At 60.1% G+C, this 4,434-nt stretch carries 5 protein-coding genes; 1 reads left to right on the top strand and 4 read right to left on the bottom strand.

Annotated elements, in window-relative coordinates; all coding sequences use genetic code 11:
* Positions 1-306 precede the first annotated feature (306 nt).
* The gene (locus tag ABX749_RS23575) at positions 307-885 is read right to left on the bottom strand and encodes a hypothetical protein (protein WP_372898157.1); all 579 of its coding nucleotides are present in this window, start codon (positions 883-885) and stop codon (positions 307-309) included.
* A gap of 48 nt (positions 886-933) precedes the next feature.
* Positions 934-1,662, bottom strand: a complete 729-nt coding sequence (msrA, locus tag ABX749_RS23570) for a peptide-methionine (S)-S-oxide reductase MsrA (protein WP_372898156.1) — start codon at positions 1,660-1,662, stop codon at positions 934-936.
* A gap of 109 nt (positions 1,663-1,771) precedes the next feature.
* Between msrA and ABX749_RS23565 the strand changes: the two genes are divergently transcribed.
* Entirely contained in the window at positions 1,772-2,254 is a 483-nt protein-coding gene (locus ABX749_RS23565) for an acyl-CoA thioesterase (RefSeq protein ID WP_372898155.1), read from the top strand.
* Between the two features lie 256 nt (positions 2,255-2,510).
* Here ABX749_RS23565 and ABX749_RS23560 read toward each other — a convergent pair whose 3' ends face one another.
* The gene (locus ABX749_RS23560) at positions 2,511-3,779 is read right to left on the bottom strand and encodes a DUF1559 domain-containing protein (protein WP_145211568.1); all 1,269 of its coding nucleotides are present in this window, start codon (positions 3,777-3,779) and stop codon (positions 2,511-2,513) included.
* Positions 3,780-3,820: 41 nt separating this feature from the next.
* Positions 3,821-4,084 (bottom strand): hypothetical protein, encoded by a 264-nt coding sequence (locus tag ABX749_RS23555; protein WP_372898154.1) that lies wholly within the window; start codon positions 4,082-4,084, stop codon positions 3,821-3,823.
* Between the last annotated feature and the right edge of the window lie 350 nt (positions 4,085-4,434).

Here is a 4,434-nt window from a genome sequence, read left to right as displayed (position 1 = left end):
TCTCACCAAGGCTCTCGGACTTGGCGGCGGCTGAATTCCGTCGCGTCTTCCCGGCCGAGAAGCGTCCCGTCACCATCCAGCCCGGCCGGTTCGCCGGTGCTGAGGGCTAGACTTCCGCCGCAGCCTGGTTTTCCGGTAGTGGACGAGGCGACGAGTCCTTGCCAATAGGCCGACTGCAGAGGACTCGTCGCCTCGTCCACTACCGGAAAATCAAGCAGTGGACTCGTCGCCTCATCCACTACCCGAGAACTAAGCGGTGGACTCGTCGCCTCGTCCACTACCGGAAAATCAAGCTGCGGCGGAAGTCTAGCCATCCGCACCGACGAACCGGCCGGGATGGATGGTGACGGGACGCTTCTCGGCCGGGAAGACGCGACGGAATTCAGCCGCCGCCAAGTCCGAGAGCCTTGGTGAGAGTGTTTCGATCGCCAGTCGGTACGCGTCAAACGCCGAAGTGCGGTTGCCGGCGAGAAACTGTTTGCGAGCGAAACGGACCAACGCTTTGCCTTCGGCATCGGGATCCGCGTTCGTGGCACCTAACTTTGCCGAACGGACGGGACGACGCGACGCGGCGCCGGACTTGGGCGGCAACCCACGAAGCTGGCGATCGATTGCGTCGTGATCAATGATGGTGACGTGGGCACTGGCCCCGGCGTGACCCACTCCCGCTCCGATGCCGCGCCCGCCGCCACGACGCGAGGATCGCCCGCTCGCCGATCGCGAGACACCGCCCAAGGACGTGGAACCACCGGTCGGCACGAGCACGCTGCCGGAATACGTGAATCGCGAGAACGATGGCAATTGGATCGTCGACTGGGCCGACGCGAACTGGTCGATCCCAAAAATGAGTAGCGCGGTGGTGACCAGAATACCGGTTCGATGCATGGGACCGATCCGCCTTGGGCGTTTCGTGAAACGATCTTGGCCCGTTGGTTACTTTTTGATTTTGTCGCCGAAGTTCCGATTGAACTTCCGCACCTTGTCTCGGACGATGGCTTGGCAATAGCCGTAATTCGGGTTCTTTCGATAGAAGTCTTGGTGAACTTCTTCGGCCGGATAGAACGTCGTGGCCTTTTCGAGCAGGGTGACGATCTCGCGATCAAATTCGCCCGATTCGTTCAGTTTCTTGATGTACGCTTCCGTCGCTTCTTTTTGCTGTTCGTTGTGAAAGAACACGCTGCTGCGGTACTGCGGACCTTCGTCGGGACCCTGCCGATTGAGCGTCGTCGGATCGTGTGTCTTGAAGAAGACTTCCAGCAATTCTTCGAACGTGACTTGAGAGGGGTCGTAATAAATCTCGACCGCTTCGGCGTGTCCCGTTTTCTTGCCGCACACTTGCTCGTACGTCGGGTTGGGAACCGTGCCACCGATGTAGCCGCTGATCACGTCGTTGACGCCGATCATCCGTTCGAACACCGCTTCGGTGCACCAGAAGCATCCGCCGGCAAAGGTGGCGACAAGTTCTTCCTTCTGTGGCTTGTCTTTGGTATCAACCTTGTCAGCAGACGCCGCGGAACCGTCTTCGGGATGCGGCGCTGCAGAAACGTTGAGGCAGAAGCTGGCCAGTGCGGCCAGGACCCAAAAGCAGATCCAGAGTTTTTTTTGCGTCTGGCGCTGCGGCTGCTCGACCACTCGAACCGCAACTCTCGTGTTTGACATCATCGAACGGATTCCTAACTGATCTGGTTCTGCGTGTGCGTCTAGACTGGACTCGATTATACGCTTCCGGACAGGTGAAAAGTCGTCAACCGACCGAACATAGGCAGAAAGCTTGACACAATCAATCGAAGATCACGCCGCGACGGCGGCAGACGCGCATTTCGACCTCGCCCACACGGTCGCAGAGGACGAAATCGACGCGCAGCAACACGTTCACAATTTACGTTATCTGCAATGGACTCTCTGGGCCGCCGGCCGGCACACCGAGTCGATCGGGTGGGATGCCAAAGCAGCCCTGGCACGCGGGCTCGGATGGGTGGTGCGAGAACATTCCATTCAGTATCGCGGCGCGGCGTTGGCCGGAGACGAAATCATCGTCCGGACCTGGGTTCACGATCTGCAGCGTTTTGCCTCGCGGCGAAAATACGTGATCTTCCGCCCGGCCGACCGCACCGTGTTGGCCAAAGTGGAAACCCGCTGGGTGTTCGTGGATTTGAATCAGCACAAGGCGTTGCCGATCCCGGAGGAAGCCAAGGAACACCTGGTGGTCTGCCCCACGCCGCCGCCGTTGCCGTGGGAATCCGCCCGATCGTAGCGGGACGCGTCAGCGACCGGCCCCAGCGGGAAGCGTCACGGCTTGTTGATTTAATCCGATCGCTCGTGGGATTAGCCGTTTCGCGCAAGCGTACGGGCATTCATCGTGTCAATTACTCTCCGGCGCCCGTAGGCTCGCGCCAAACGGCTGATTAAATCAACAAGCCGGTCAGCGACCGGCGCGTGTGGATCACGCCGCCCACGCGCCACTGGCTGACGCCGCGTGCTGGGAGCCACTGCGTGCTGGGATGCGGGTGCTACTGATTCAGGGCTTCGTCGATGATCTCACGACTGGCACGGGTGCCGAGTGCCCCGATGATGCCGTACGGGCTGGCATCGCCGGGACGAATGCCATCGTTTTGTCCGGCGCGGGAATCCCCCGAACCGATCGAGTCGGAGATGAAGACGACGGCACCGTCCCCCATCAAGATGTGGGCGCCGCCTTGGTGCCGGCTGCTGATCGACCAGTTGCCTTCGGTCAATTCGTGGGCACCATGCAGACACAATTCGGTGTTGGGGCCGCGGTTGGTGGTGACACTGGAATGGATGTGCCCGAAGTTGGCCCAACTGAATCCGCGACGCGTGCCCAATTCGACCGCCACGAAATACGCCGAGCCGTCGTCGTTCTTGGGGTTGTGGGCGGGGAACGCTGTCGGAACCCAAAACGAAGGACGTTCCGGATCGATCAGGACTCCGGAATCCTGGCAGGCCATCGTCCCGCCGTCGGCGCTCATCGTGACCTGCAATCCATCGACGTTGCTGACATCGAACAATCCGTGCGAGCGCGTGTCACGATCCAGCAGGTCGGTCATGATTTCGCCACAGCAGATCGTGTTGGAAAGCCCGTCCAGGATATCGCGGAATCGCGTGAATTTGCGGGTGACGAAAATCCCACGTTGCCAGCGAGCCACCGCGCTGGCCTGGATGACCGACGGGGGCTGGTAATCGCCATGCAAGAAGTTGGTCAAGCCGATCCGCGACGACATCGCGCTGTCCCCGATGCAAGCCGCATAGTTGGTGCGTCCCAGGGCCGGCAATCCTGTACCAGGGTCGCTGGGGCAACGCAGCGTGGGGATTTCGGTCACCCAGGGCCGGTAACCGTATTGGCCCCCCTGGGGCTTTGGCCCCATCGGTTGCCAGGGCGGATTGATCCGGTTCCCCAACGGGTCGGTGGCCAGTCGATTGGAAATCTGACTCCACAAGGCTTGCTGCTCCATGAACGGAGTCAGCCCGACCAGAAAACTGAGGCTCTTTTGGTTCGTACGGGGAGAATAAAACGCCAACGTGTTGCCGGCCTGGTAATCGATCCCGGTGCCGCCACCGTGCATCGGCAGCCGCTTGTAGGCGGAGTGGTAATTGTGCAGCGCCAGCCCGATTTGTTTGAAGTTGTTGCTGCAACTCATCCGCCGCGCCGCTTCGCGGGCCGCCTGGACCGCCGGCAACAACAGGCCCACCAAAATTCCGATGATCGCAATCACGACCAATAGTTCCACCAGCGTAAACCCGGCAGTGTTTCGCCTCGACATCGACGGCTCCTCGTTTCTAAAAAAGTGGTGGACGGTCGCGTTCATTCAGCAGGCGCACCGGCCGCCGCTGCGGCTTCTTGCTCCAACGCTTCCTGCTTCGCTTTCTCGAGCTCTTCAATCTCTTCTTCGGACAATCCCGATGTCTCATCGATCTTGGCGTTCATCGCCCGCTGTTCTTGCTCGCTGATCTGGTAGGGGTTCTCGTTCAAGGGGACATCGATCACCCCGCCTTCATGACCACCACAACCCGTCATGACGACCATCGACAAGCAGACCAAACCGGTTGCCAAAAGGAAGCTTTTCATTAGAGATCACTTGAAAAGGACGTGAAGAGGACGCGCCGGCGGAGCCGGACAGAACCAGAACGACTGTATTGTAGCCACTTTCCCGCCGCAATCACTGACGAGGGATTTGGGCAACGAAACTCGCTTTGGAGGCATGACTGTCGACACAGGACGCTCCATTCGCCCCCTGAAAGGCTACGCGGTGAAGCAATCTTTAGCGGAAGGCCGCAAGCCCTCCGGTCTTTCTGTTAGCGGAAGGGCGCGAGCCCTCCGGTCTTTCTGTTAGCGGTAGGGCGCGAGCCCTCCGGTCTTTCGGTGAACCTTTTTGTTAGCGGTAGGGCGCGAGCCCTCCGGTCTTTCAAGGTGGTTTC

It is taken from the genome of Stieleria sp. (genome assembly GCF_041595215.1).
Lineage (GTDB): Bacteria > Planctomycetota > Planctomycetia > Pirellulales > Pirellulaceae > Stieleria > Stieleria magnilauensis.
This window is presented reverse-complemented; position numbering and strand designations above follow the sequence as displayed.